Source organism: Orrella sp. 11846, from assembly GCF_048820935.1.
Taxonomy (GTDB): Bacteria; Pseudomonadota; Gammaproteobacteria; order Burkholderiales; family Burkholderiaceae_B; genus Algicoccus.
This window is the reverse complement of the sequence record NZ_JBMERD010000001.1, coordinates 136,869-162,291: the sequence shown is the minus strand read 5'-3', so window position 1 is coordinate 162,291 and position 25,423 is coordinate 136,869. Positions and strand designations below refer to the sequence as shown.

The following is a 25,423-nucleotide window of genomic DNA, read 5'->3' as shown; positions in this document are numbered from 1 at the left end:
GGCGATGAGTTGATCTTTAAAGTCAGCTAAAAATTCGTTCATATTGACTGCAAATAGGTGTAAAGTCAGCGATTACGCCTACGATTTCAGAGTGTCAGTGTTACACTCAATCCCAAATTTGATCAGGGTTTACGAGCACCTAAAACATGTTTGATTTAATACGTAATCACCGCCGCTGGATGCAGTTTATTTTGCTGATTCTGATTGTGCCGGCTTTTGCTTTCTTTGGCCTTGAAGGCTATATGAGCTTTATGTCCGATGAAAAAGAACTGGCTGTTGTGAATGATCGTTCGATCACCTTGCCTGAGTTTGATCAGGCCAGACGCGCTCAACTCGAGTCCATGCGCATGCAATTGGGCCCACAGTTTGATGCGCAGGCCATTGATACACCTGCGTTTCGTGAGAATCTGCTGAATCAAATGATTGACCAACGTGTACTGGTCGCTGCTGCCATGGCAGGCCGTTATAGTGTTTCAAACGAGATGTTGCGCCAAACCATTGCCGACGTACCCGTCTTACAGGTTGACGGTCAGTTTTCTCCCGATCGCTACCGCGAGGTTTTAGCGGCACAAGGCATGACACCCGATGATTTTGAGCAGCAATTGCGCTCAGATATGATTTTGTCGCAAGTCTTAACGCCTATTGGCTCTACAGCACAAATCCCCACAGTAGTGATGGACGGCATACTCAATGCGTTGACAGAACAACGCAATGTGGCCACTCGACGCTTTTTAGCTGATGCTTACCTGGATCAAGTCGATCTCAGCGAAGCAGATCTCAAAGCTTGGTATGACAGCCATGCCAAATCTTTAGAGGTGCCTGACAGCGTTAGCATTGAATATGTCGTACTCGATGAAGACGCTGCCACCCAAGGTGTAACCGTCACCGACGATCAGATTCAGTCTTTCTATGGTCAGAATCAATCCCGTTACGGTCAAGCCGAGCGTCGTCGTGTCAGTCACATTCTGTTTGATGTCCCACCCGGTGCAAGTGACGAAGCACGTCAAGAAGCCAAGGCCAACGCTGAACAAGCTTTGACTGATGTGCGTGCACAACCTGATGCTTTTGCGGACATCGCTAAAGAGCGCTCAAAAGACCCAGGCTCTGCCAGCCAAGGTGGTGATTTGGGTTGGATTGGCAAAGACACCCTGGTGCCTGAAGTTGAAAACGCTGTCTTTGCTTTAGATGAAAACGCCATTAGTGACATCATCGAAAGTCCGTTTGGCTATCACCTGATTCTGGTTACGGGTATTCAGCCCGCTTCAGTCAAACCACTCGAGCAGGTTCGCGATGACATCGAAAGTCAAATCAAAATGCAATTGGCCTCAGCCCGGTTTGCCGATCTGAGCAATCAACTCACAGCCATGGTCTATGACCAGCCTGAAGCACTCGAACCGATTGCGCAGCAATTGGGATTGACCTTGCAAAAAGCCGATGGTCTAAGTCGTGATGGTGTTTTATCCGATGCCTTGATGCACCGTGAAGTGCCCATGACAGCCGATGTCAGTGCTTTACTTGAGCATCCGCGTGTGCGCCAAACGGCGTTTTCTGAAGAGGTTTTAAAGTCAGGCCAAAACTCAGGTGCTATTGAACTTTCAGCTGATACGATGATTGCTTTGCGCGTCACCGATTTGAAGCCAGCGCATATCCCGTCCTTTGATATTGTCCAAGATTTGATTCGTGACACCCTGACCCAAGAACGCGCACTCAAACTGGCACGAGAAGAGGGCGAGAAAGCCTATGAGGCCATCAAAGCAGGTGGTGAGGCTTTAGGCTTTAGATCGGCTCAAGTCGTCTCGCGTGTGTCTGCGATGGATATGAGCGAAGTTGAACTGTCCGCAGCCCTAGCTGTTCCTCAAGATGAAGTGCCCAGTGTCGTTGGCGTTGAAACGTCAAATGGCTATTCATTGGTTGACGTTTTGGCCATTGAACCCAATCTGCAAATTGAAAGTTCAGAGCGCGCTCAACTGCAAGCCCAGTTCTCTCAGGCATTGGGACAGGCGGAAGAGGCCAGTGCGATGCAAATTTTGCGTCAACAATTTGGTGCCAAAATCACACCTGAGGGTCGTGCTGTGATTGAGTCCAATGATAATGACTAATACTTAATTTTTATTTCTCGCATTGTCTGCAAAAAGGCCTGAGTTAACATCCAAACTCAGGCCTTTTGCTTTTTGATGTCTTCTGCTATTACGGAAATGGATGACGAGCGGCTAATCCAATAGCGGCTCAAATACCGCCCAAACGTTTTCTAGGAGTTGGGGTTGTGCTTGCGCAGATGGGTGAATGCCATCTTCAATAAAAAGGTTGCGATCCATTTCAATGCCTTTCAATAAAAAAGGCACAAACGACGCACCAGTGTTTTGTGCGACATCTGCAAACATCGTTTTAAAGGCGTTGGTATAGGCTGGGCCGTAATTGGGTGGAATCTGCATCCCAATTAAGACCGGTTGTGCGGATGCGTGTTGTACTTGCTCAATCATCTTGGTCAGGTTTTGTTGGCTCATCGATAAAGGTAAGCCCCGTAGGGCATCATTGGCGCCTAGCTCAATGATCACAATCGATGGTTGATGGTTCTCTAATAGAGCGGATAAACGACTCGCACCACCACTTGTGGTATCGCCACTGATACTGGCATTGGTCACCTGATGCTGTGGATTCATCGTATGCAGGCGTTTTTTAAGCAACTCAACCCAGCCAAGTTCTCGTTCAATGCCATAAGCTGCAGACAAACTGTCTCCAACCACTAAAATGTGTTGTGCGTTGGTAGTCGGTGTTTGAACATTTTGGCTGGCTTGCGCAAGCTGTGCGTTCACGAAACCCGCACTTGAAAGACTCAAACACATGGCCATTGCGCCGTGTAATAAAAAGGACCGTAATTTCATGTCAGAACAGTTTGCTATTCGAGTTAAGGGTTTGTCTAAATTGGTTCAGGACGTAGAAGGAGACCTGCGTATTCTGGATTCAATCAACTTTGACGTCAATCGCGGCGAATCAGTTGCCATTGTCGGCGTCTCAGGCTCAGGTAAATCGACCTTACTTGGACTCCTAGCAGGCTTGGATGTTCCCAGTGCAGGCGAAGTCTCTTTGCTCGGACAAAACTTGTTTGCGATGAATGAAGATCAACGCGCGCAATTTCGAGCCCAACACGTCGGTTTTGTGTTTCAAGCATTTCACCTGCTACCCAATCTAACGGCCCTAGAAAACGTCATGCTGCCATTAGAACTCATGGGCCGAACCAATGAAAAGCAGGCCAAAGCTTTACTAGAGTCTGTCGGGCTTGGGCATCGATTCCATCACTACCCAACCACTTTATCAGGCGGTGAACAGCAGCGTGTCAGTTTGGCACGTGCTTTCATGACACAACCTGATTTGTTATTTGCCGATGAACCCACTGGTGCATTAGACGCATCCACAGGTGCACGGATTACCGAGCTCATGTTTGAAATGCATCGCGCCCGTGGCACCACACTGATTCTAGTCACACATGATCGGGACTTGGCTAGTCAGTGTGCTCGACGATTGGAAATGCAGGATGGCCGATTGGTCGAGAAACCAGACCCAATCTCAGTTGACTAAATGGCCATATCAGCAGTCATATCAGCGATTTTTAAACGTCCAGCGTTCATAGAAGGCAATTCCAACCCCACTCGAGATAATCACAGCAATTCCGACCCATGTCATCAAATCAGGGAAATCTCCCCAGATCCACCAACCCAATGCGCTGGCAGCCGTGATTTGCAAATACATAAATGGCGCTAAAAATGAAGCCGGCGCATGTTGATAGGCTTTGATTTGTAAAAAATGTCCTAAAGCGCCTGTGAACCCCATAGAAACAAGGACCAACCATTGAAATGGACTAAAGGTCCACAACACGGGGACACTGGCTTTCCAAGTGAGGATCAACGTGACAGTCATGACAACGGCACCGGATAAACCACTCCATATCAACGTGGTGTAAGCCGAATCCACGGCCACCCGGCGATTGAACAAGTGTTGCACTGCAAAGAAAAAAGCAGTCGCCAACGCAAAAATTACGCCAATGGGATCCAAACCAGCACCCGGTCGAATCACGATCAATACACCGGCAAACCCAATCACGGCTGCAATCCAACGAGCGAGACGCTGTTGCTCACCAAGTACCCAAGGCGCTAATGCCAGCATGATCAGTGGCGCTAGAAAGGCAATCGCTGTTGTTTGCGCTTGTGGCAGATAATGCAATGCCGTAAAGACGGTTAATGTAGAGATCAGCATGCTAAAAGCACGCAAGAACTGAAATAGAGGCGCTTGGGTGCGTAGAATTTGAATGCCATGCTTAGGCAGCACCACAACACATAAAATGCCAAAATGCGCCAAATAACGCATCCAGGCAACCGTAATTAATGGTGTCCCTAATCCCAGCAACCATTTACCACTCGCATCCATGGTGGATAAAGACCACATCGAGCTGTAAAACAAAACCAAACCCAGCAACATGTTGGGCATAGGGAGATGTTGATTATTCACAAAAGACGTCCTGGTTAACGAATCGGGATAAAACCTTAGTCAATGCGTGTGCCTATCATACGCGCACGCGACGCTCTTTGTGATGAGGGGGGGTATATATTGAGACCCGAGGAACTCACATACGCCTCAGAAGCGAAATACATCGCTCCGAGACGGGTTTAAATCGGCGGATTAACCTTTGACGCGGACAATGCGGCGAACTTGTGGAATGCGTCGCACGGTGCGAAACACTTTAGCCAGATGTTTACGGCCTTCGACTTGAATGGAAAGCGACATCAGCAACGTTTCACCTGCATCATCCTGACTGTTGACCTGAACAATGTTGGAGTCGGCTTGGGCAATTTCACCGGCAATTCGTCCCAGCACACCGCGCTCATTGAGTGCAATGACTTCGAGCCGAACCACAAAGTGTTTGGCCGTATTCTGATCCCAGGAAACATCCACCCAGCGTTCTGGTTCACGATTTTTAGCACGCCGTGCTACCGGACAGTCAGCAGTGTGCACAATCAGACCAGCACCGGCTCGCACGCTGGCGATGATTTCATCGCCAGGGATGGGACCACAGCAGCGTGACAACACAATGGCTTGACCTTCATTACCTTGAATCAGGATGGGGGCTGCTTTAGCCGCACTCATGGTGTCAATTTCAGCAGCTGTCGTCGCAATCAGTGGGTGTGCGGCGGCAAAACGTCTGGCAACCACAGCGGCCAACCGTTTACCCAAACCAATGTCTGCCAGAATCTCTTCACGAGATTTTGCGCCACTTTCTTTGACGAGTTTGTCCCAGGTCGGATCATCATCAGCCGGATAGTCAATCGACAGTCCAGAGAATGCTTGGGTCAGCAAACGTTGACCAAACTGCACCGATTCTTTGTAACGAATGGTGCGTAAATAATGACGAATTTCAGAACGCGCACGGCCTGTGCGGGCATAGTTCAACCACTGTGTACTAGGTTTGGCCGCATCTGATGTAATGATCTCGACCGAGTCACCACTTTTAAGTTCGGTGTGGAGTGGGACATATTCGCCATTGATCTTACTGGCCATGGCCCGATTCCCCACATCAGTGTGGATTGAATACGCAAAATCAATCAGCGTCGCACCGCGTGGCAGAGATACGACTTCGGTATCCGGTGTGATCACGTAGACCGCGTCAGGGAAGAGATCCACCTTGACGTGTTCAATAAATTCGTTCGAGTCACCTGTCTGACTCTGAATGTCGAGTAACGATTGCAACGAAGAATGGGTTTTCTTCTGAATGTCACTCAATGTTTCATGCTTAGCTTTATAGATCCAGTGAGCTGCGACACCTTGCTCAGCAACATTGTGCATCTCAACTGTGCGGAACTGAAACTCAATAGGCGTTCCAAAAGGACCCACAAGCGTGGTGTGCAAAGATTGATAACCGTTCACTTTAGGAATGGCGATGTAGTCTTTGAACTTGCCTGGTACCGGGCGAAACAGCTGGTGAATGATACCCAGAGCCAAATAACACTCGGGCAGGGTATGCACAATAATCCGAAAACCGTAAATATCTAAGACTTCTGAAAAGCTCTTTTTTTGTGAACTCATCTTGTCATAGATACCAAAGAGCGTTTTTTCACGCCCCATCACCTTGGCTTCGATGCCAGCTGCGGGCAGGGCAGCGCTCACGCTGTCGAAAATTTTGGTTAACACTTCCCGACGATTGCCGCGTGCTGCAAGAACCGCTTTGTGTAACACCCGAAAACGATTCGGATGAATCGCCGCAAAACAGCGTTCCTGCAGTTCACGAAACACTTGATTTAGACCGAGCCGATTGGCAATCGGGGCATAAATATCGAGTGTTTCTCTAGCGACGCGTCTTTGTTTGTCTGGTTTGACGCCATCGAGCGTGCGAATGTTGTGCAAACGATCGGCAAGCTTAACCAGAATCACGCGCAAGTCACGCGACATTGCCAACAGCATCTTGCGAAAGCTTTCAGCTTGCTGCTGGCTTTTTGATTCGAACCCGAGACGATCTAACTTCGATAAGCCATCGACTAGTTCAGCGACATCTGGATTGAAACGTTCTGCGAGCTCGGATTTTGGGACTCCCGTATCTTCCATAACGTCATGGAGTAGGGCGGCCATAATCGCTTCCACATCAAGCTGCCAGCCAGCACAAATTTCTGCCACCGCAATCGGATGCGTAATATAAGGCTCACCACTAGAACGAAATTGTCCTTGATGTGCTTGATCGGCTAGACGAAACGCATCCCGAACCTGTTCGATTTCTTTGGGTGATAAGTATTCAGAGACGACTTTATGAAGGTTGGTCATTGCAGCAATCACCAAGGCTGCAGATTCTTCCTTCTGTACGGTTTCGTACTGGAATTCATTCGACTGTTCGGATGCGGCAGGAGACACTGACTGAGTTTGACCCGCAAAGGAGCCCGCCTCAGGGAAGCTGGGTTGAGTTCTTAAAGAAGATTCAGAATGTGTCATACCTAAAATCCACCTGAAGGTTGTCCACTTGTTCTGTGAAACAGAGAAGAGTCTGCTGAGTATCCGTCGGTCCGTTCATAAAGTCAGTCAGAAGACTCAGGTTGGAACTTTTCTGAGCATTTCCAAACCAGTCAGGCCTGCTGCGACCTCACGCAAAGCAACCACGGTGGGCTTGTTTTTAGAATCCAAGCGGGCTTCATGACCTTGTGCCAGTTCACGTGCACGATAGGTTGCAGCCAGCGTCAGCTGGAAACGATTGGGGATCTGTTCTAAACAGTCTTCGACAGTAATACGTGCCATAAAGTACCTAACTCAGGTTAAATAAATGGGTAACAAAAAACGCAAAGCGGACCAGTCATGAACTGATCCATCTGATAAATAGATGCGCTTGCGCCTTTATCATAGCCGCTAATAGGCTGCTATAGCGCGTAATCCGCGGAAAATCAACGGATTTTGAAGGATTCGAATAAGGTTCGATGCAGCAAACTCTGACGTGCGTAACGTAAACGTCGACTTTGAACGATGGCTTGTAGTTGTTGTAAAGCCACATCGAATTCCTGATTGATGACAACAAACTCAAATTCAGGTGCATGCAGGATTTCTTCACCCGCATTTTGCATACGCCGTGCAATCACCGCCTCGCTATCTTGTCCGCGATTGCGTAAACGATCTTCAAGCGCTTCGAGTGAAGGCGGCAAAATAAACACACCGACCACATCGGGAAGCAACTGACGTACTTGGCGTGCACCTTGCCAGTCAATTTCCAAAATCATGTCACGACCGAACTCGAGTGCATCGGCCAGTGGTTTTTTAGGGGTTCCGTAAAAATGGTCATGGACTTGCGCCCATTCCAGAAACGCATTTTGATCACGCATCTCAAAAAACTGCGCTTCACTCACAAAGTGATAGTGTTCACCGTCAGTTTCACCGGGGCGGGGTGCACGCGTCGTATAGGAGATTGATAGCGCCAAGCCTGCATCGCGTGCAAGCAAGGCATTTACCAAGCTGGACTTACCAGCGCCACTGGGTGCAGTGATTAAATAAACGTTTCCGGCAGAAGTAGTCATAAGAGAAGTTCGCTGCGTACAATGGCGTCAAAGCATAGCAGATCAGCACAAAAGCTGCTTAAGAACCACATCATAGGAGGAAAATCATGTCACAACAAAAAGTTGCATTGGTCACGGGCGCAGGCTCCGGTATTGGTCGTGCAAGCGCTCTGGCATTGGCCAAAGCAGGGTGGGAAGTCGTGCTCGTTGGGCGACAGCAAGAGACCCTAGAAAAAACCCGTGAAATCCACCCCGAATTACGTGAGCAGCTTCATGTGATGCCAACTGATGTGACAGATCCCAATGCGGTCAAAGCGTTGTTTGAACAGATTCAGCAACAATTTGGTCGACTTGATCTCCTGTTCAACAACGCAGGGCGGGGCGCACCTGCAGTTCCCATTGAGGATCTACCCGTTGAAACTTGGCAAGATGTCGTCAATGTCAACTTAAACGGCATGTTTTATTGCGCACAAGCCGCAATTCGTCTCATGAAAGCACAAACACCACAGGGTGGGCGCATTATTAACAATGGATCAATTTCTGCCCACGCACCACGACCGTATTCCATCGCCTACACATCCACCAAGCATGCAGTGGCCGGTCTGACCAAATCGATATCACTTGATACCCGGGCTTATGGCATTGCTTGCACTCAACTGGATATTGGCAATGCTGCGACAGAAATGACTGACCGTATGGCCAAAGGTATCTTGCAAGCCGACGGCTCAACCAAAGTCGAACCTCGAATGGATGTTGAACACGTGGCACAAGCCATTGTTCAAATCGCACAGTGGCCTTTGGAAACGAATGTCCAATCCATGGTCATCATGGCAACCAACATGCCATTTGTGGGTCGAGGCTAACAATCTAGCCAAAGCGAATTCAATCGAACAACGGGTCTACACATTGTGACCAATCAGGTTATTTTGTGTAGACCTCTTTACAGCATCAAGCACTTCACCACCTCTGTGGTAAAAATCGAGCAAAATACAAAGGCATCACGATATGTGTTTGTTCAAGGGCAGATGAGCCTAGCGTGCCGGTTAATTTAAAGGTTTTTACGGGTGCACATTTTTCAATATAAGAAGCCAACGATCGAGCTCTTGTGCGTTTCCCACTTTTGACTTCAACAGGAACAATGTCGCCTTCATCGGTCGCCAAAATGAATTCAATCTCAGCGCGAGCGTCCCTCCATGAATAATTCGGGTCAATACCAATAGCCGTCAGTTCTTGTTGTACAAAGTTTTCTGCCACAAAACCTTTGTATTCATAGTCTTGCTGTTTAATTTCTAAATAACTACTGCCCAGCATATGGTTGAGCAGACCCACATCAAATAGGAATAGCTTGACCATATTCTCTTTTTTATAAGCGGCTAGCGGTGATTTTGGTCGTCCTTCAATCGGGTAGTTCGGCAAAGCTAAGCGGCAGCAAGTGAGCCAGTGAATGGCTGTTTCGAAATCGTTATACCGAGATTTGCGTTCGTGCACATTCTTAAATTTGAAACGCTTAACGGACTCATCGTACACAAGTGAAAGCTGTGATGGAATGCTATTAAAAACTGATTCAATCAGTGTGGCATCCACCTTACCAGCGTATTTACCAAAATCACGCCGATACCCGTCAACTAAATCAGCTTGAATTTTAGAGACTCTCTCGATACGCTCTAAAATGCTCGAGTCTTTGTACTGATACCAAGCGTTAACAGCTTCTGGCATACCTCCCGTAAAAAAATAGTCTGTCAGCCTATCCATTAACAGAGTATGTGCAACCTGAGTGTTTGCCTGATCATCATAGGCTTTGATGAGCGCCTGTTCCTTGGAGGCGTAAATAAACTCTTGAAATGTGAGCGGTCGTAAATTGTATTGCTCGACCTTACCAACTGGGAAAGTATTGAGCAATCCAATATTCGAGCCACTGGCTGCAACGAAATATGATGGTGTTTTTTCTGCAAAATATTTGAGTGATGTTACGGCGCGTTCACATTCACCAATTTCATCAAAAATTAGCAGATCAGTTTCAGGGTTAAAAGCCTGATTGCTGAGCAATTCAAGATTTAACAACACATCATCTGGAGAAAGTGAGCCAGCGAACGCCTCTTTGTAAGCGGGGTTTTCTAAAAAGTCGATACGAAGAACATTGGCAAATGTGCGACCAAACAACTCTTGCAACAAGTACGTTTTACCTGTTTGCCTAGCACCATCGATCAACAATGGTTTACGAACCGACTGGTTTTTCCATACCATCAGAGACTTTAGTAGGATGCGCTGCATTGTTTCTTGCTTATTAAGAACGTTAATCAGCCGATAGTTTACTTTGTTTTGCATTTTTATGCGCATAAAAGTGTAATATTTTCAATTTTTATGCGCATAAAAGCGTAAAAATCGTTTTATAAAAACTACATCCTAAGACAGTCAATACGAAGGTGTAGATCAATGACTAAAACAAACCAACTATTAGGCTTGTTCGCTAAGACTGTTCGTGCAAGTTGTTGCGTTTACGCTGTTGCCGAATTGGCATTTATGCTGGGTATCACCAATGATCCAGCGTTTTGAAAGAGCTTGGCCGATAGTGTTCAGAAAATTGCCCCACTAAAGCACTCAGGGGTCTAAGGTTTCGGCTTGTCCTTAAATACTAGTTGTTAAAAGTTCGCTTCTGTAGAGGAATGAGCCAGGCGTTGAGGGTGCCTTACTCAATATTCTGAATCTGCTCTCGCAACTGTTCAACAAGTAGCTTTAAATCCATGGCAGTGCGTGTGATATCTAGATGGGCTGCTTTTGAACCCAGTGTATTGGCTTCACGATTCATTTCTTGCAGCAGAAAATCTAATCGTTTTCCATGACCACCAGCATCAGTCGTATCTTCCAGAATCACCTCTAGCTCAGCTAGATGTGAACGCAAACGATCCAGTTCTTCGGCCACATCGGAACGCAATGAGAAGAGACTGGCTTCAGCATGGATGCGTTCAGACAGCTCGGACGGACTAATCTGACTTAAAGGGGCCGCTTGCTCCAGCACATCGCGCATGCGAGTTGCAAGGCGATCTTGTTGCAAGGCCATCAGTTCTGGCAAACGGTCTGTCAACGCACTGACTTTCTCATCCACTTGTCGGGCAAGACCTTGCATGACAACTGCCAATCTTTCACCTTCACGCAGCCGGTTGGCTCGCAATTCAGTCAAAGCGGTGCGGCATGCTTGCTGGCACAAGGCAACCCAAGCGAGGGGATCTGTTTGTGCACGGTTGTTGTCAGGCCATTGCAATAAATCACTCATCGTCGGGGCTTGCAATTCAGGTAAAGTTTCACGCGCATTGAGATACGTATCACGCACAGCAGCCAACGTGGATGGACTGATCATCTGGGCTTCGTTTTCAGCACTACGTACGTAGCTTGCGCGAACTTCAATTTTTCCCCGTCTGATGGCACGACTGATGAGATCGCGCATGCTCATTTCTGCATAACGAAGTTCTTCAGGCATTCTGAATGAAACATCCAGATAGCGGCTGTTCACACTACGAATTTCGAGTGTCACAGTACCAGGATCGCCTTGCGCACGTCCCGTGCCAAACCCCGTCATACTTTGCATTTAATAACCTCAATTCTTTATTTTCATTTTCAATACGGGCGATTATAAAGGCTGGCGTCTTCGTTTCCTCTAAGCCACTCATCGCATTCGGATTATCTAAGCCAAAAATGCCTTTAGCGGCTCTTTTTAAGTCTTAATGGTCCAATTGCAGCCCCATCACCACTTCGGGGATCTGAATAGCCCAGTGCCATTTCAGGCGTAAAAATTACGGATTCCACGCGACCGGCAGCCCGTGAAGCCTCAACGTTTTGACCGAGCATCTGCAAAATATGAATCGTATCAGGGCTATAGCCAGGCTCCAAAAACAGTCGATCAGGCTTCCATTGATGATGCATACGGGGTGCCGCGATTGACGTTGCCAAATTCATCCGATGATCCACCATATTCAAGATTTGCTGCAAGACAATCGTAATAATCCGTGCGCCACCGGGTGAACCTGTTGCCAACCAGGGCTGTCCATCTTTAAAAACCAGTGTGGGTGTCATGGAGCTTAAGGGGCGTTTACCTGGCTCAATGCGATTGGCTTGACTGCCTGTGAGGCCAAACGCATTGGCCAAACCAGCTTTCACAGAAAAGTCATCCATTTCATTGTTTAACAAAACCCCGCTTTGCTGCGTCATCCACCCCGAACCAAAGTTCAAATTCAGCGTTGTCGTAAGGCTCACCAAATTACCCCATCGATCTGTCACCGATAAATGCGTGGTTTGTGTCCCTTCTTCAGGTGCTTCACCGGCTGCAATGGACTCACTGGATGTGGCTTGCGTCAACGATAAATCGGCAATTCGTTCTTGCGCATAGTCTTGACTGACAAGCCAAGACACTGGAATCTTCGTAAAATCCGGATCGCCCAGATATTGGGCTCGGTCTGCATAGGCACGTTTACCGACTTCTGCGAGCAGATGTAGACTAATCGCACTTCCAAAGCCATGCTCTGCAATCGGATAGTGTGACAACATGTTGAGCATTTGCACCAGATGAATACCACCTGAACTCGGAGGTGGCATGCTCACGATCTCCATGCCTCGATATTCACTCCGAATTGGCGTTCGCCAGACAGGGCGGTAATTCGCCAAATCGGACAGACTCATGGCGCCCACATCTTCATTGACGGTTTGCACAATATCTTGCGCCACTTCACCGGTATAGAAACCGTCAACACCATCGTCTGCAATCGATTGCAAGGTCTTCGCCAAATTAGGCTGTTTTAAAAGATCTCCAACCTGCAAAGGCTCCAAAGCCTCTAATGGGCAGTCAATCAGGATACATGTTGCCTCAGGCTGACGTTTTTTAAAGAATACGGATCGATTTGGTGCTGATTTATACAAATGCTTCTCATGACTGCGCAAAAGTCTGGCCAGCGTCGGCGTGACTCTAAATCCGTGTCGCGCATACGCAATGGCCTGAGACATCACCTGTTCACGTGTCATCGTGCCTTCTTCTTCCAACAAGGTCAGGAGACCTGCGACACTGCCTGGCACACCAATACTAGCGGTCGACTGAATCGACATGCCCGGCACAGGATTGCCATCTGTATCGAGAAACATGGTTTCATGCGCCTCATCAGGGGCCGTTTCCCTAAAATCGAGTGCACGCGCCTCATTGGTTTGCTGTTGATATAAAACGGCAAACCCGCCACCGCCCAGATTACCCGCATAGGGAAGGACAACGGCCAGCGTAAAAGCAGTTGCCACGGCAGCATCGACAGCTTGCCCACCGCGCGCCAAAATATCTGCACCAACCTCAGAAGCCAATACATGATCACTAGCCACCATGCCATAGGGGGCTTGCACGGGCTCAAAGATAGCGGCTCGATCTTGATAGTTCAGAACTGCCTGAGGCTTGGGAATCACCTGATCCGCGGTTGATCTTGCCAGAACGCCCGTATTCAAAACACTCAGACTGAGCGCCAAACCAAGGACAGCGAGTTTTTGCATGGAGAAATATCTAAAACCAAACGTTCTTCTGTCTACACGTCGTTGACGCATCCTCGATACAGGATTGAACTGACAGCGTATGATGGTCGATTGTTGTTTGTATTGATTCATAAGGGAGAACATCTTGTCTGGTTCCACAATAACGACTTCGACACGCCTTGATGAGCGTGCCTTGGATGCCTTGCGCCCCGTGACCTTTGAGCGACAGTTCACACGTTACGCAGAGGGCTCTGTATTAGTGAGTATGGGGCACACCAAGGTGTTGTGTACCGCCAGTGTATTGGATAAAGTACCACCGTTCCTAAGAGGACAGGGTCAAGGCTGGGTGACGGCTGAATATGGGATGTTGCCACGATCCACCCATACACGCTCCGATCGCGAAGCGGCTCGCGGCAAACAATCTGGTCGCACGCAAGAAATTCAACGCCTAATCGGGCGCAGTCTCAGAGCAGTGGTGGATCTGAAAGCGCTGGGTGAGCGCACGATTCAGATTGACTGCGATGTTTTGCAAGCAGATGGTGGCACGCGGTGCGCCAGCATTACGGGTGCGTGGGTTGCACTGGCTGATGCAATGGATGGCTTATTGCAAAAAGGCCTCTTAGAAAAATCCGCACTCACCGATCGTGTTGCAGCCGTGTCTGTGGGTATCTTGGATGGTGAAGCCCGACTCGATTTGGACTATGAAGAAGATTCCAGTTGCGACGCCGATGTGAATGTTGTGATGACAGGCGAAGGCGAACTCATTGAAGTACAAGCCACAGCCGAAGGTCAGACGTTTAACCGAGCGCAATTTAACAAAGTATTGGATCTGGCTGAGAAAGGTATTCGTGAGTTACTAGATGCAGCACACACTGCCAGACAGACGAATTGACTAAGCGTTAAAAAACAAAAGTCTATAGAAATAATTTAATAAAATAGATCAAATTTGATTACAAATCTGTATCTTTAAAATCAATCAATAGTGTTATTTATTAATCAATTAAATTTATTTTTTAAATATTTTATTAATATTATCAAGTAACTATTTGATATAAATAGTTTTATCTTTTTAGATTTTTGTTTTTCTATTTATTTCTGTTTTACTTTTGACATTCGTTTTAGTTTGAATCGTGTCAAATCGGGCCACCACGAAGACAACAGTCATGTGGTGACCCGAGTCAAACCAACTATCCAATCAGTTGAGGATGCGGAAAATCGCTTCAACCTCAACAGCGGCATTGCCGGGTAGGGCAGATACACCCACAGCAGATCGAGCATGTTGGCCTGCTTCTTCGCCCATGATTTCAACCACAAGGTCAGAGGCACCATTCATGACAGCCGGTGTTTTTGCAAAAGGGGCTTGCGAGTTGACATAGCCTGTCAAACGGATGCACTCAAGTACACGTGACCAATCACCATTGACCGACATTTTGAGGGCTGCAAACAAGTTCTCCATGCAAACGCGTGCCGCCTGATAACCTTCCTCAACAGTAAGATCTTCACCAACACGTCCCTGAAACAACATCTGTCCATCACGTGCGCAGGTTTGACCTGACAGATAAACCAGATCACTCACAACTCTGTAAAACAAAAAATTACCCACTGGTTTGGGTAACACAATGGCATCAATGGCTTTGGTATCCATGCAAGTCTCCTGCGTTTAACGCGTTGAAGGTTCAGATTCGATCGGCAGTGTCTAAGCAGACCTTGCCCGACACTTTGTCCAATCATAGTAAGCAATCTGCACTTTAGCAGTCTTTCAAGGTGATCGGTTCATTGCAGCTTAGGCACCAGTCACAGGGTAGAGCACTTGGATCAAAGAACTTTTCAAACGTTTGGGTGTATACGCAAGTAGGGCGTCTTCACTTTGTCATGAAGACGCCCCACAAGCAACTGACACAAACGGAACTTCAGTCAGAATGAACCAGTTTGTGTGACTCAGGTTTTACGCGGCTTGCTTTAACAACAAAGCTTGCAGCACCTCCTGATTACGTAGTTGCCAGACATGCGCAATGATGTCTTCAACTTCCTGTGCAGAAGCTGCACCTTGGTAGGTCCCCAAGCGACGTGTCTTGTCCTCAATTTCTGGACGTGACAGGGTGTTACCTGGATCGCCTTTGGGCTCATCAACACGACCTGACAGTGTTTGACCATCGGTGGTGGTTACGGTGACCTTACCAATCCAGCGTTGTGGGTAGGCGGTGTCAACTTCTTCGTCCAACTCCATAGTGACTTTATTACGGAAAGCGGCTACTGCATCGTTATTGAGCGCTTCATCAAAGCCCTTCAGATCGGCAGAATTACGCAATGCGATCAGTGCCAAGACAGTCCCCATGGAGAATTTGGACTGGTGAACAGTCTGGGGGTCAGTCACGGGACCGAGCACATCAATCGCACCTTGGTGCACATGCGTCACAACAGAAGCGATTTGATCGGCTTTCAGATTGTTCGCTTGCATCACTGCCTGCAGCGCATCTGCTGCCGGGTGAGTGTGTCGGCAAGAAGCGTGGAACTTAAAGGAAGTTTCTGCCAGTGCCCAGCGTGTACCGAGGCGATCCACCAGTTTGGCTGGATCCGCATCTTCGGTCATCCCAGCACCCATACCTTGCGAGCCTTCCAGAATATGCGAGGCACCTGTAAAGCCTTCACGTGCCAAATAAGCAGCCTGCATACCTGCTGCAGCCGCATGCGCTGTGTGCAACTGTTTGGAGTCTGCGGCGTCTTTGAGAAATTCCCACAAGCCTGCAGCGGTGGTGCCCGCCGAACCGATGGCATGACACATTTGCTCAAAATCCAGCTTAAGCAAACGACCCACGGTCACAGCTGCAGCCAGCGTACCGGCTGTTCCTGTGGTGTGGAAGATTTTGTAGTGAGCACGGCCTAAAAATTCACCGACCCGAATGCCGACTTCATAACCAGCCACGCAGGCGGTGATGAATTCACGGCCACTTGCACCCACGGCTTGCGCAACAGCCAACGCCGGTGGAAACACAACTGCCGCTGGGTGAAACACGGAGCCATTGTGCACATCATCTTGCTCGACAACGTGTGCAGCTGCGGCATTGACCATCGCAGCAAAGTAGGGCGATGTTTTTGTGCGACGGACGTAGTCTTCGCTAGGACCGTCAGTAGGCGCCATTTGCGCTGCAAATGTGGCCATGGCCTGGACAGGGCGAGTCACGCTACCAGCCAAAATTGAACCCATGGTGTCGAGCAGCAGGTCTTCACAACGACTCACGACGTCTGTCGGGATGTCGTCGTATTGCAGCTCAGACGCAAATCGGGCCAGAACCGAGCTCGGATTGTCGCGTTGATTCAGATTGTTCGTCATATTCCCAATTCCTTAGAAAGAACGTGGCATACCCAGAACGTGCTGAGCCACATAAGACAAGATTAAGTTAGTCGAGATGGGGGCAACTTGATACAAGCGGGTTTCGCGGAATTTGCGCTCAATGTCGTATTCAGACGCAAACCCAAAACCACCGTGGAACTGCAAGCAGGCGTTGGCAGCTTCCCAGGATGCATCGGCTGCGAGCATTTTGGCCATATTGGCTTGCGTGCCGCAAGGTTTGCCGGCATCAAACAAACGTGTGGCTTCAAAGCGCATCAGGCTTGCAGCTTCCACGTTGATATACGCTTTTGCAATAGGAAACTGAACACCTTGGTTTTGACCAATTGGACGGTCAAACACGATGCGCTCATTGACGTATTTGGTGACACGGTCAATAAACCAGTAGCCGTCACCGATACATTCCGCAGCGATCAACGAACGTTCTGCGTTCAGACCATCCAGAATGTAACGGAAACCTTTGCCTTCTTCACCGATCAGGTTTTCTGCGGGGATTTCCAGATTGTCAAAGAATAGTTCGTTGGTCTCGTGGTTCACCATGTTTGGAATGGGGCGCACGGTCATGCCGTTTTTAACCGCATCATGAATGTCGACAATAAAAATAGACATCCCGTCGGCTTTGCGCTGAACTTCTTCGAGTGGTGTGGTTCTGGCCAGCAAGATCATCAGATCGGAATGCTGAACGCGAGAAATCCACACTTTTTGACCATTAATCACATAACGATCGCCTTTTTTAACGGCCGTTGTCTTGATTTTGGTGGTATCAGTACCGGTTGTCGGTTCTGTCACACCCATGGATTGCAAACGCAATTCGCCGCTTGCAATTTTTGGCAGATAGAATTCTTTTTGTTCTTTGGAACCGTGGCGAACCAGAGTGCCCATGTTATACATCTGTCCGTGACAAACGCCTGAGTTACCGCCTGAACGGTTGATTTCTTCCATAATCACAGAAGCTTCCGTCATGGACAGACCTGCACCACCATACTCTTCAGGAATGAGGGCAGCGAGCCAGCCCGCTTCGGTCAATGCATCCACAAATTCGACAGGGTAACCACGAACTTCATCGATCTTACGGAAATATTCGTCGGAGAACTGGGCGCAAAGGCTACGAACCCCTTCGCGGATATCTTGGTACATTTCGGCGTGCGTTGTCATAGTTGGCTTAGAATAAACAATTGAACATAGTCATACTTTGCCGTACCGCGACCAAATTGCCTATTGGTGTTTGCTTAAGTCTCGCTTTTACGCTTATGAACCGACTCTGTTCAAATCTTTAGGGGCTTCGCCACAAAAGCCGTACAAATACGGTCAGGCGAGCCAACGATTATTGCTTTTGTGGTTCTAAATATTGCATGGCCAGCCATTTTGACCTGACCGATCTACAACTTGTGGTGAACATTAGCAACGTGCACAGTCTCACGCGTGGGGCAGAGCGCACCCATCTGTCGTTGCCCGCTGCAAGTAACCGCGTCAAAAATCTCGAAGAGCATTTCGGGACGCGACTATTTCATCGCAACAGCCAAGGCGTCACGCTCACGGCTGCCGGTGAAGCATTTCTGAAGCATGCCCGACAAGTCCTCATGCAAATTGATCAGCTACGCGGCGATCTGCATGAATTTGCGAGCGGAACAAAAGGGCAAATCCGTGTTCTCGCGAACACGACTGCCATGACAGAGTTCATGCCCGCTGTTTTAAGCCGCTATCTGACCAACCATCAGGAAGTCAATGTCACCTTGCGTGAGCACTTAAGCTTTGAGATTGTCAAAGCGGTGAGTGAAGGTTCCGCCGATATTGGCATCGTGGCTGGTCAACCCGTTGGCGTCGGACTGGAATATTTACCCTATCGCAAAGATCACCTAACGTTAGTGACGCATCCAGATCATCCACTAGCCAAACGTGAAAACATTTCGTTTGTCGATACGCTTGAATACGACTATGTCGGTCTGTCAGAATGGAGCGCGATTCACCCCTTTCTGATTAAAGAAGCGGACTTGGTGGGTGTTGCTTTACGATTCCGGGTCGAAGTGGCCAGTTTTGAGGCCGTATGTCGCATGATTGAAGCGCGTGTTGGGATTGGCGTTGTGCCCGAACGTGCAGCCATGCGTTATGCCGGACTCATGAACTTGCATACCATACGACTTAAAGAACAATGGGCTGAGCGCGAACTCCATATTTGTGTGCGTGACCTCAAACAACTCCCGGCTTTTGCCAGAGATCTGGTGGATTTACTCTTGGAAGACGTGCCTGCCGATGAGGTCCAACCCCCAGCATCTGCGACCAAGTTTTAAGGAAGAACTTCTACCAACCCATGAAATCTGCTTTTGAAAAAACTGTCCTAGCTTCAGGAAATCCCGGTAAATGCCGAGAGTTTGAGTCTTTACTCGCCCCTCTAGGGATAGAGGTCGTTTCTCAAAAAAGCCTGGGCATTACACCAGCACCCGAGCCCTATGGCACGTTTTTAGAAAACGCACTCACCAAAGCCCGTCATGCCAGTGCGCAAAGTGGTTTACCCGCTTTAGCCGATGATTCCGGCTTATGTGTCAGTGCCCTCGATGGTGCACCTGGAGTGCAATCAGCCCGTTTTGCGCAACCACAGCAGGGGATGGAGCAAGACGCACTGAACAATGCCAAGCTGGTCCAGGTCCTCAGTCAGGTAACCAACCGTCATGCTTATTATGTCGCCGTGCTGGTTTTAGTGCGCCACGCCGAAGATCCGTTGCCAATCGTTGCGCAAGCTATCTGGCCTGGCGAGATCGTTTTAGAAGCGCAGGGTACGCATGGGTTTGGATACGACCCACACTTTTGGATAGACGCGCTGCAAAAAACCGTCGCACAACTTGATCCTGCCGTTAAAAACCAGATCAGCCATCGTGCCTTGGCCAGTCAGCGTCTCATTGAAATCCTCAATACGCCTTCTGTTGCACAACCTAAATCTTCTGCCACCCACTCAAATGCAGCCGATGCGGGCTGCGCGGTGACTTTATGAAACAAGACTCCCGCATTATTCCCATTCTGCAAGCCGATCAGATCAGCCGCCAGCAGGCACCGAGCGCACCAGTTGGGGGTGTGGCCGCACCACCACCACTGACACTCTATATTCATGTGCCATGGTGCATCAAAAAGTGTCCTTACTGTGATTTCAATTCGCACGAAGTCCCTGATCAGTTACCCGAAGCCGAGTATCTGGAAGCGCTAACGGCAGATCTAGAAGCGGCTTTACCCAATGTCTGGGGTCGCCAAATTCAGGCGGTGTTTTTTGGGGGTGGTACACCTAGTTTATTATCAGAAGCCACGCTCGATGCAATTTTGATGATGGTGCGCTCACGCTTGCCACTCTGTATCTTGCCGGAAATTACGTTGGAAGCCAATCCAGGCACGGCTGAAGCCAATCGGTTTAAAGGCTACGCCGCCAGTGGTGTGAGCCGAATTTCACTGGGTGTTCAAGCACTGGATGATGCGCAGCTTCTTGCTTTAGGACGTATCCATGACGCGTCTCAGGCACGCCATGCCATCGATCTGGCCTGTCAGACGTTTGAGCGCGTTAATCTGGACCTCATGTATGGTTTGCCAGAGCAAACTTTGTCGCAATGGCGCCAAGCTCTGCAAGAAATTCGCGGCTATGCCACAGGGCATCTAAGCTTATATCAGCTCACAATCGAGCCTCAAACGGTCTTTGCAAAATATCCACCCAAACAGCCCGATGACGATACCTTGGCTGATATGGAAGATGTGATCACGGATGAAATCGTGTCCCATGGCTGGGATCGTTACGAGATTTCTGCTTACGCCAAACGCGGCCAACAATGCCAGCACAACATGAATTACTGGCGATTTGGTGATTATTTAGGCATCGGACCGGGTGCCCACAGTAAGTTGTCCTTTCAAGACCGAATCATTCGACAAGCACGCACCCGTAATCCACAGCAGTGGATGCAAAACGCCTTACGCAGAGATGACTCGCACATTACGCATGATGCCACCATTGAGCGCCAAGACATGCCTTTTGAGTTCATGCTCAATGCGTTACGACTGAAAGAGGGTGTACCTAGCGATCTCTTTGAAAGCTACACCGGCATGCCTCTGCGGGAAATTTCAGCACCGCTCAATCGGGCAATGGATGAAGGCTTATTATCTGAAGATCCCACACGAATTGTGGCAACCGAACTCGGTTGGCGTCATCTAACAACACTGCAAAGCATTTTTTTGCCTGAAAACCTTTAAGATATGGGAAAATACACCTGAGCTAAGAGATTGATTTCAATATTGCAATCTCGACAGTTTTAAAGGCTGATCGTCAGTCCAGATACGGATAGGGACGCAGTCGCACCGATTAATCAGTTGATAGCCACAAGCAAACCGGAGGAAGCGGGTATCAGACACAGCGCAGTGTCAGACTATCAAACTTGGCACGCCTCAAGTTTCCCGCACAATAACAGATGGATATACAAGCCGTTCTCAAACAAATTGCCGAACACAACGTTAAATTTGTTGATTTTCGTTTTACTGACACACTCGGTAAAGAACACCATCTGACGGTACCCGCGCATACAGTCGATGAGGATAGCCTAGAATCGGGTCAGCCTTTTGATGGATCCTCACTGGCAGGCTGGAAGGGTATTGAAGCATCAGACATGCTGATGATGCCTGATCCCAACACAGCCCGGTTGGATCCATTTCGCGAAGAACCGACCCTCATTCTGACCTGTGATGTTGTCGACCCGGTCGATATGAAGGGATACGATCGCGACCCGCGTTCTTTAGCCAAGCGCGCCGAAGCTTATTTGCAGTCAACTGGATTAGGTGATACCGCTTATTTTGGGCCTGAGCCCGAATTCTTTGTGTTTGATGGCGTCACTTGGGACGATGGTCTCTCTGGCTGTTTTGTCAAAATCCATTCAGAAACCGGTGCTTGGAGTCGTGGCATTGAGTTTCCAGGTGGCAATCTAGGCCACCGTCCGCAGACAAAAGGGGGCTACGTGCCCGTTCCACCCGTCGACAGTCATCACGATTTACGTTCCGAAATGTGTCTGCTCCTTGAAGAGCAGGGCGTGGGTGTTGAAGTCCACCACCATGAGGTGGGTGGCGCCGGGCAACTCGAGATTGGTACGGTGTTTAACACCTTAGTGCAACGTGCTGACTGGAACCAAATCTTGAAATACACCGTCCACAATGTGGCACACGCCTATGGCAAAACAGCCACGTTTATGCCCAAACCCATTGTCGGTGACAATGGTTCTGGCATGCATGTGCATCAATCCATCTGGAAAGATGGCCAAAACCTCTTTGCTGGAGACGGTTACGCTGGATTATCTGAGTTCGCTTTGTTCTACATTGGTGGCATTATTCGCCATGCCCGCGCACTGAACGCCATCACCAACCCAGGCACCAACTCCTATAAGCGTTTGGTACCTCATTTTGAAGCGCCTGTGAAACTGGCTTACTCAGCTAGAAACCGGTCTGCATCCATTCGCATACCTTATGTGAGCAATCCAAAAGGGCGTCGCGTCGAAGCTCGCTTCCCAGATCCATTAGCCAATCCCTATCTCGCATTTTCTGCTTTGATGATGGCGGGTCTTGATGGTGTTCAGAACCGAATTCATCCAGGCGACCCCGCAGACAAGAACTTATACGACCTGCCACCGGAAGAGAACGCCAAAATTCCAACGGTTTGTAGTTCTTTAGAGCAAGCACTTGAAGCTTTGGATCAGGATCGTGAGTTCTTGACCCGAGGCGGTGTCTTTAGCCATGACATGATTGATGCGTACATTGATCTAAAAATGCAGGAAGTCACGCGTTTGCGCATGACAACCCACCCCGTTGAATTTGATATGTACTACAGCCTTTAAAAGCTTTCTAACACTTCAGCGGATCAATGCACATCCGCTGAAGTCATGGTGATGCCGAGAAATCACAGTAAAGACCTCATTGGTGGATAGAAAGTGCTCGTGATCTCGGCTTTTCCATGAAATTTCAGATAAGATTCAGTACAAGCAAACACAAAGAAACCATGGTTTTAAAGCACAGATGATCTAAACAATCCGTTTGTGATCAATCTGAATATTTAGCCATGACAAGTTACCTGAATGAGGTCTTCTCTATGAGCCATCAAATTATTCACAGCGATCAGGCCCCCAGCGCCGTCGGTCCGTATTCTCAGGCAGTGGGTGCCGCCAAAGGCACAACGTACTATCTGTCTGGTCAGATTGGTCTTGAGCCACAAAGTGGATCGTTGGTTGAAAGCAGCTTTCACAACCAAGTCCGTCAGGCTTTTGACAACTTGCTCGCCGTGATTGAAGCCTGCGGTGCTCAACGCACCGATGTGGTAAAGCTCACGCTGTATCTCACAGACTTATCTCGCTTCGGGGAGGTCAATACGATCATGGCTGAAGTGTTTGATGAACCCTATCCGGCACGTTCTACCTTGGGTGTGTCGAGCTTGCCCAAAGGTGCCTCGTTTGAGGTCGACGCAGTGGTCGTTGTTTAGTTTTTATCCGTAACACACAGCGTCTCGGATGTCTTCTCCTAAAAAAGCGACTAAAACCACTTCATCTGCCAGCGTTCTGACTCGTTTGGGACTGACGTCCCAAATGGATCTTGTCTTGCACTTCCCTTTACGCTATGAAGACGAAACCCGTGTCATGCCCATCGCAAGAGCTCGAGCAGGTCAATCTGTTCAAATCGAAGCCGAGGTGACACATTCAGAAGTTCTTTTTCGGCCTCGACGTCAATTAGTAGCGACAGTGCGAGATGATAGTGGTCAGATTCAATTACGATGGCTCAATTTTTATCCGAGTCAGCGCGAACAAATGCAGTCTGGCAAGCGCTGGAGAATTCGCGGTGAGGTGCGCCATGGCTTTCATACGCTGGAAATGGTGCACCCTAAAGTCAGTGTTTGCAACGCGCCACTCTCGACAACATTAACAGCGATTTATCCCTCTGCCGATGGCTTAGGTCAAAAGCAAATTGCCAACGCAGTGCGCAAAGCTATCGATAGCACAACGCTCGATGAGGTGGTCAGTGCTGAGTTTTATGAACCGCTTGGTCTCATGCCTTTTGCGCGCGCTGTGCATATTTTGCATGCCCCAACACCGGCTGAAAACCTCGATGCGTTAGAGTCGAGAACCCATCCAGCTTGGGTTCGGGTCAAGTTCGATGAACTTCTAGCGCAGCAACTCAGTTTGGCCACTGCCCGCTATGCTCGCCATCATCGGCAGGCCATTCCGCTGAAGGCACCCGTGCCTCCGCAAGTATCACTCACTGAGCAATTGATGGCGCAGTTGGCGTTTACGTTAACAAATGCGCAAACTAGGTGTCTGGATCAAATTCATCACGACATGACGCTGAACTACCCGATGCATCGTTTATTGCAAGGCGATGTGGGTAGTGGCAAAACCATTGTGGCTATGTTGGCAGCTTTAAGGGCCGTCGAAAACGGCAAACAAGCCGCCATCATGGCCCCGACTGAAATCCTCTCAGAACAGTTGTTTCAAAAGTTTCATCAGTGGTCGGAATTGGTCGGCCTCCGTTGCGTGTGGCTTTATGGTGCTTTAGGTGCTCGGCAAAAAAGAGAAACACTGGCACAAATTGCCAACGGTGAAGCGCATTTAATCGTGGGCACCCAAGCTTTGATTCAGCAAGGCGTGGCGTTTCATGATTTGGGTCTAGCCATCATTGACGAACAACACCGGTTTGGGGTGATGCAGCGCCTGACCTTGTCAGAAAAAGCCAATATCTTTCCACATCAGTTGTCAATGAGTGCCACACCGATTCCTCGCACGTTGGCTATGACATTTTTTGCAGATTTGGACGTCTCTGTCATCGATGAACGCCCGCCAGGTCGCACACCAATTGTCACCAAGCTCATTAACCAAGCACGCCGCGACGAAGTGATTGCTGGGATTTCCAACGCCATTGAAGAGGGTGGTCAGATTTACTGGGTGTGTCCGCTCATCGAAGAAAGTGAAACACTTGAACTACAAACCGCCACACTAGCCTTTGAAATGTTGCAAGAAGCCCTGCCACATGTACGCATCGGATTGGTGCACGGTCGTTTGCCCGCCGCTCAGAAAAGTGAAGTCATGCGAGCTTTTGCTGAACATGAATTGGATTTGCTCGTGACCACCACCGTGATTGAGGTGGGCGTGGATGTACCGAATGCCGCATTAATGGTGATTGAAGACGCACAACGATTTGGTTTGGCGCAACTCCATCAGTTGCGCGGCAGGGTTGGTCGTGGGGAAAGGGCGTCAATATGCGTTCTAATGTTCGAAGAGCCGCTTTCAAAAATTGCACGTGAGCGTCTTCGCGCCATGTATGAAACGGACGATGGTTTTAAGATTGCCGAGCGTGATCTGCAATTACGCGGACCTGGTGAATTTTTGGGCGCACGACAATCTGGTTTGGCCTTACTCCGATTTGCCGACTATCAGGCAGATGCTTATTGGGTGGAGCAGGCAAGGGCGCTGGCAACCAAACTGCTTGAAAATCATCCCGAATCTGCACAAGCCCATCTTGATCGCTGGATGCCGAACCGACATAGCTATTTAAATGGTTGAACTTTTAG

General features: G+C 48.8%; 21 protein-coding genes. 10 read left to right on the top strand and 11 right to left on the bottom strand.

The window, feature by feature from the left end; all coding sequences use genetic code 11:
• The first annotated feature begins 146 nt into the window (after positions 1-146).
• Positions 147-2,099 carry a SurA N-terminal domain-containing protein gene (locus ACOI06_RS00790; RefSeq protein ID WP_420660533.1) on the top strand — a complete coding sequence of 651 codons (1,953 nt, stop codon included), beginning with the start codon at positions 147-149 and terminating at the stop codon, positions 2,097-2,099.
• A 111-nt stretch (positions 2,100-2,210) separates the two neighbouring features.
• Here ACOI06_RS00790 and ACOI06_RS00785 read toward each other — a convergent pair whose 3' ends face one another.
• Positions 2,211-2,882 carry an arylesterase gene (locus ACOI06_RS00785; RefSeq protein ID WP_420660532.1) on the bottom strand — a complete coding sequence of 224 codons (672 nt, stop codon included), beginning with the start codon at positions 2,880-2,882 and terminating at the stop codon, positions 2,211-2,213.
• On the opposite strand from ACOI06_RS00785, the gene ACOI06_RS00780 reads away from it, so the two are divergent.
• Positions 2,881-3,576: an ABC transporter ATP-binding protein gene (locus tag ACOI06_RS00780; RefSeq protein WP_420660531.1), complete on the top strand. Its 696-nt coding sequence runs from the start codon at positions 2,881-2,883 to the stop codon at positions 3,574-3,576. The two genes, ACOI06_RS00785 and ACOI06_RS00780, sit on opposite strands and share 2 nt — an antisense overlap.
• A 21-nt stretch (positions 3,577-3,597) precedes the next feature.
• Here ACOI06_RS00780 and ACOI06_RS00775 read toward each other — a convergent pair whose 3' ends face one another.
• From ACOI06_RS00775 to gmk, 4 genes are all read right to left on the bottom strand, one after another.
• Entirely contained in the window at positions 3,598-4,503 is a 906-nt protein-coding gene (locus ACOI06_RS00775) for a DMT family transporter (RefSeq protein ID WP_420660530.1), read from the bottom strand.
• Between the two features lie 171 nt (positions 4,504-4,674).
• The gene (locus ACOI06_RS00770) at positions 4,675-6,804 is read right to left on the bottom strand and encodes a RelA/SpoT family protein (protein WP_420660717.1); all 2,130 of its coding nucleotides are present in this window, start codon (positions 6,802-6,804) and stop codon (positions 4,675-4,677) included.
• A 261-nt stretch (positions 6,805-7,065) separates the two neighbouring features.
• Positions 7,066-7,269: a DNA-directed RNA polymerase subunit omega gene (gene rpoZ, locus ACOI06_RS00765; protein ID WP_420660529.1), complete on the bottom strand. Its 204-nt coding sequence runs from the start codon at positions 7,267-7,269 to the stop codon at positions 7,066-7,068.
• A gap of 143 nt (positions 7,270-7,412) precedes the next feature.
• On the bottom strand, positions 7,413-8,036 hold the full coding sequence (gmk, locus tag ACOI06_RS00760) for a guanylate kinase (protein WP_420660528.1): 624 nt from the start codon (positions 8,034-8,036) through the stop codon (positions 7,413-7,415).
• Positions 8,037-8,122: 86 nt separating this feature from the next.
• Between gmk and ACOI06_RS00755 the strand changes: the two genes are divergently transcribed.
• Positions 8,123-8,878, top strand: coding sequence for an SDR family oxidoreductase (locus ACOI06_RS00755; RefSeq protein ID WP_420660527.1), 756 nt, complete (start codon positions 8,123-8,125; stop codon positions 8,876-8,878).
• A gap of 94 nt (positions 8,879-8,972) precedes the next feature.
• Here the strand turns inward: ACOI06_RS00755 and ACOI06_RS00750 are convergent, their stop codons facing one another.
• From ACOI06_RS00750 to ggt, 3 genes are all read right to left on the bottom strand, one after another.
• Entirely contained in the window at positions 8,973-10,340 is a 1,368-nt protein-coding gene (locus ACOI06_RS00750; RefSeq protein ID WP_420660525.1) for an ATP-binding protein, read from the bottom strand.
• Between the two features lie 361 nt (positions 10,341-10,701).
• On the bottom strand, positions 10,702-11,598 hold the full coding sequence (locus tag ACOI06_RS00745) for a YicC/YloC family endoribonuclease (RefSeq protein WP_420660524.1): 897 nt from the start codon (positions 11,596-11,598) through the stop codon (positions 10,702-10,704).
• A 113-nt stretch (positions 11,599-11,711) separates the two neighbouring features.
• Complete coding sequence (gene ggt / locus ACOI06_RS00740) at positions 11,712-13,532, bottom strand: gamma-glutamyltransferase (protein ID WP_420660522.1); 1,821 nt, start codon at positions 13,530-13,532, stop codon at positions 11,712-11,714.
• A 124-nt stretch (positions 13,533-13,656) separates the two neighbouring features.
• Here ggt and rph point away from each other — a divergent pair, with 124 nt between their 5' ends.
• Positions 13,657-14,403 carry a ribonuclease PH gene (gene rph / locus ACOI06_RS00735; protein WP_420660521.1) on the top strand — a complete coding sequence of 249 codons (747 nt, stop codon included), beginning with the start codon at positions 13,657-13,659 and terminating at the stop codon, positions 14,401-14,403.
• Positions 14,404-14,706: 303 nt separating this feature from the next.
• On the opposite strand, the gene ACOI06_RS00730 is transcribed toward rph, so the two are convergent.
• The 3 genes from ACOI06_RS00730 to ACOI06_RS00720 all read right to left on the bottom strand — a co-directional run bounded on the left by ACOI06_RS00730 (position 14,707) and on the right by ACOI06_RS00720 (position 18,015).
• Positions 14,707-15,156 (bottom strand): RidA family protein, encoded by a 450-nt coding sequence (locus tag ACOI06_RS00730; RefSeq protein ID WP_420660519.1) that lies wholly within the window; start codon positions 15,154-15,156, stop codon positions 14,707-14,709.
• Positions 15,157-15,456: 300 nt separating this feature from the next.
• Entirely contained in the window at positions 15,457-16,842 is a 1,386-nt protein-coding gene (locus ACOI06_RS00725) for an MmgE/PrpD family protein (protein ID WP_420660518.1), read from the bottom strand.
• Between the two features lie 12 nt (positions 16,843-16,854).
• Positions 16,855-18,015: an acyl-CoA dehydrogenase family protein gene (locus tag ACOI06_RS00720; RefSeq protein ID WP_420660517.1), complete on the bottom strand. Its 1,161-nt coding sequence runs from the start codon at positions 18,013-18,015 to the stop codon at positions 16,855-16,857.
• Between the two features lie 197 nt (positions 18,016-18,212).
• Between ACOI06_RS00720 and ACOI06_RS00715 the strand changes: the two genes are divergently transcribed.
• The 6 genes from ACOI06_RS00715 (at position 18,213) to recG (ending at position 25,415) form a co-directional block, all read left to right on the top strand.
• The gene (locus ACOI06_RS00715; protein ID WP_420660516.1) at positions 18,213-19,148 is read left to right on the top strand and encodes a LysR substrate-binding domain-containing protein; all 936 of its coding nucleotides are present in this window, start codon (positions 18,213-18,215) and stop codon (positions 19,146-19,148) included.
• A gap of 20 nt (positions 19,149-19,168) precedes the next feature.
• The gene (gene rdgB, locus ACOI06_RS00710) at positions 19,169-19,846 is read left to right on the top strand and encodes an RdgB/HAM1 family non-canonical purine NTP pyrophosphatase (protein ID WP_420660515.1); all 678 of its coding nucleotides are present in this window, start codon (positions 19,169-19,171) and stop codon (positions 19,844-19,846) included.
• On the top strand, positions 19,843-21,081 hold the full coding sequence (hemW, locus tag ACOI06_RS00705; RefSeq protein ID WP_420660514.1) for a radical SAM family heme chaperone HemW: 1,239 nt from the start codon (positions 19,843-19,845) through the stop codon (positions 21,079-21,081). Before rdgB ends, hemW begins: the two co-directional genes overlap by 4 nt.
• Positions 21,082-21,296: 215 nt before the next feature.
• Positions 21,297-22,706 (top strand): type I glutamate--ammonia ligase, encoded by a 1,410-nt coding sequence (gene glnA / locus ACOI06_RS00700; RefSeq protein ID WP_420660513.1) that lies wholly within the window; start codon positions 21,297-21,299, stop codon positions 22,704-22,706.
• 251 nt (positions 22,707-22,957) lie between these two features.
• The gene (locus ACOI06_RS00695; RefSeq protein ID WP_420660512.1) at positions 22,958-23,344 is read left to right on the top strand and encodes a Rid family detoxifying hydrolase; all 387 of its coding nucleotides are present in this window, start codon (positions 22,958-22,960) and stop codon (positions 23,342-23,344) included.
• A gap of 28 nt (positions 23,345-23,372) precedes the next feature.
• Positions 23,373-25,415 carry an ATP-dependent DNA helicase RecG gene (gene recG / locus ACOI06_RS00690; protein WP_420660511.1) on the top strand — a complete coding sequence of 681 codons (2,043 nt, stop codon included), beginning with the start codon at positions 23,373-23,375 and terminating at the stop codon, positions 25,413-25,415.
• Positions 25,416-25,423: the final 8 nt, after the last annotated feature.

Bases quoted from the DNA above. Each gene is read 5' to 3' on its own strand.
- ACOI06_RS00755 (WP_420660527.1), top strand. From the start codon at position 8,123: ATGTCACAACAAAAAGTTGCATTGGTCACGGGCGCAGGCTCCGGTATT.
- ACOI06_RS00695 (WP_420660512.1), top strand. From the start codon at position 22,958: ATGAGCCATCAAATTATTCACAGCGATCAGGCCCCCAGCGCCGTCGGT.
- ACOI06_RS00745 (WP_420660524.1), bottom strand. From the start codon at position 11,598: ATGCAAAGTATGACGGGGTTTGGCACGGGACGTGCGCAAGGCGATCCT.
- ACOI06_RS00715 (WP_420660516.1), top strand. From the start codon at position 18,213: ATGGCCAGCCATTTTGACCTGACCGATCTACAACTTGTGGTGAACATT.
- ACOI06_RS00730 (WP_420660519.1), bottom strand. From the start codon at position 15,156: ATGGATACCAAAGCCATTGATGCCATTGTGTTACCCAAACCAGTGGGT.
- ACOI06_RS00790 (WP_420660533.1), top strand. From the start codon at position 147: ATGTTTGATTTAATACGTAATCACCGCCGCTGGATGCAGTTTATTTTG.
- ACOI06_RS00725 (WP_420660518.1), bottom strand. From the start codon at position 16,842: ATGACGAACAATCTGAATCAACGCGACAATCCGAGCTCGGTTCTGGCC.
- ggt (WP_420660522.1), bottom strand. From the start codon at position 13,532: ATGCAAAAACTCGCTGTCCTTGGTTTGGCGCTCAGTCTGAGTGTTTTG.
- ACOI06_RS00780 (WP_420660531.1), top strand. From the start codon at position 2,881: ATGTCAGAACAGTTTGCTATTCGAGTTAAGGGTTTGTCTAAATTGGTT.
- rdgB (WP_420660515.1), top strand. From the start codon at position 19,169: ATGAAATCTGCTTTTGAAAAAACTGTCCTAGCTTCAGGAAATCCCGGT.
- rpoZ (WP_420660529.1), bottom strand. From the start codon at position 7,269: ATGGCACGTATTACTGTCGAAGACTGTTTAGAACAGATCCCCAATCGT.
- gmk (WP_420660528.1), bottom strand. From the start codon at position 8,036: ATGACTACTTCTGCCGGAAACGTTTATTTAATCACTGCACCCAGTGGC.
- glnA (WP_420660513.1), top strand. From the start codon at position 21,297: ATGGATATACAAGCCGTTCTCAAACAAATTGCCGAACACAACGTTAAA.
- ACOI06_RS00785 (WP_420660532.1), bottom strand. From the start codon at position 2,882: ATGAAATTACGGTCCTTTTTATTACACGGCGCAATGGCCATGTGTTTG.
- recG (WP_420660511.1), top strand. From the start codon at position 23,373: ATGTCTTCTCCTAAAAAAGCGACTAAAACCACTTCATCTGCCAGCGTT.
- hemW (WP_420660514.1), top strand. From the start codon at position 19,843: ATGAAACAAGACTCCCGCATTATTCCCATTCTGCAAGCCGATCAGATC.
- ACOI06_RS00770 (WP_420660717.1), bottom strand. From the start codon at position 6,804: ATGACCAACCTTCATAAAGTCGTCTCTGAATACTTATCACCCAAAGAA.
- ACOI06_RS00750 (WP_420660525.1), bottom strand. From the start codon at position 10,340: ATGCAAAACAAAGTAAACTATCGGCTGATTAACGTTCTTAATAAGCAA.
- ACOI06_RS00720 (WP_420660517.1), bottom strand. From the start codon at position 18,015: ATGACAACGCACGCCGAAATGTACCAAGATATCCGCGAAGGGGTTCGT.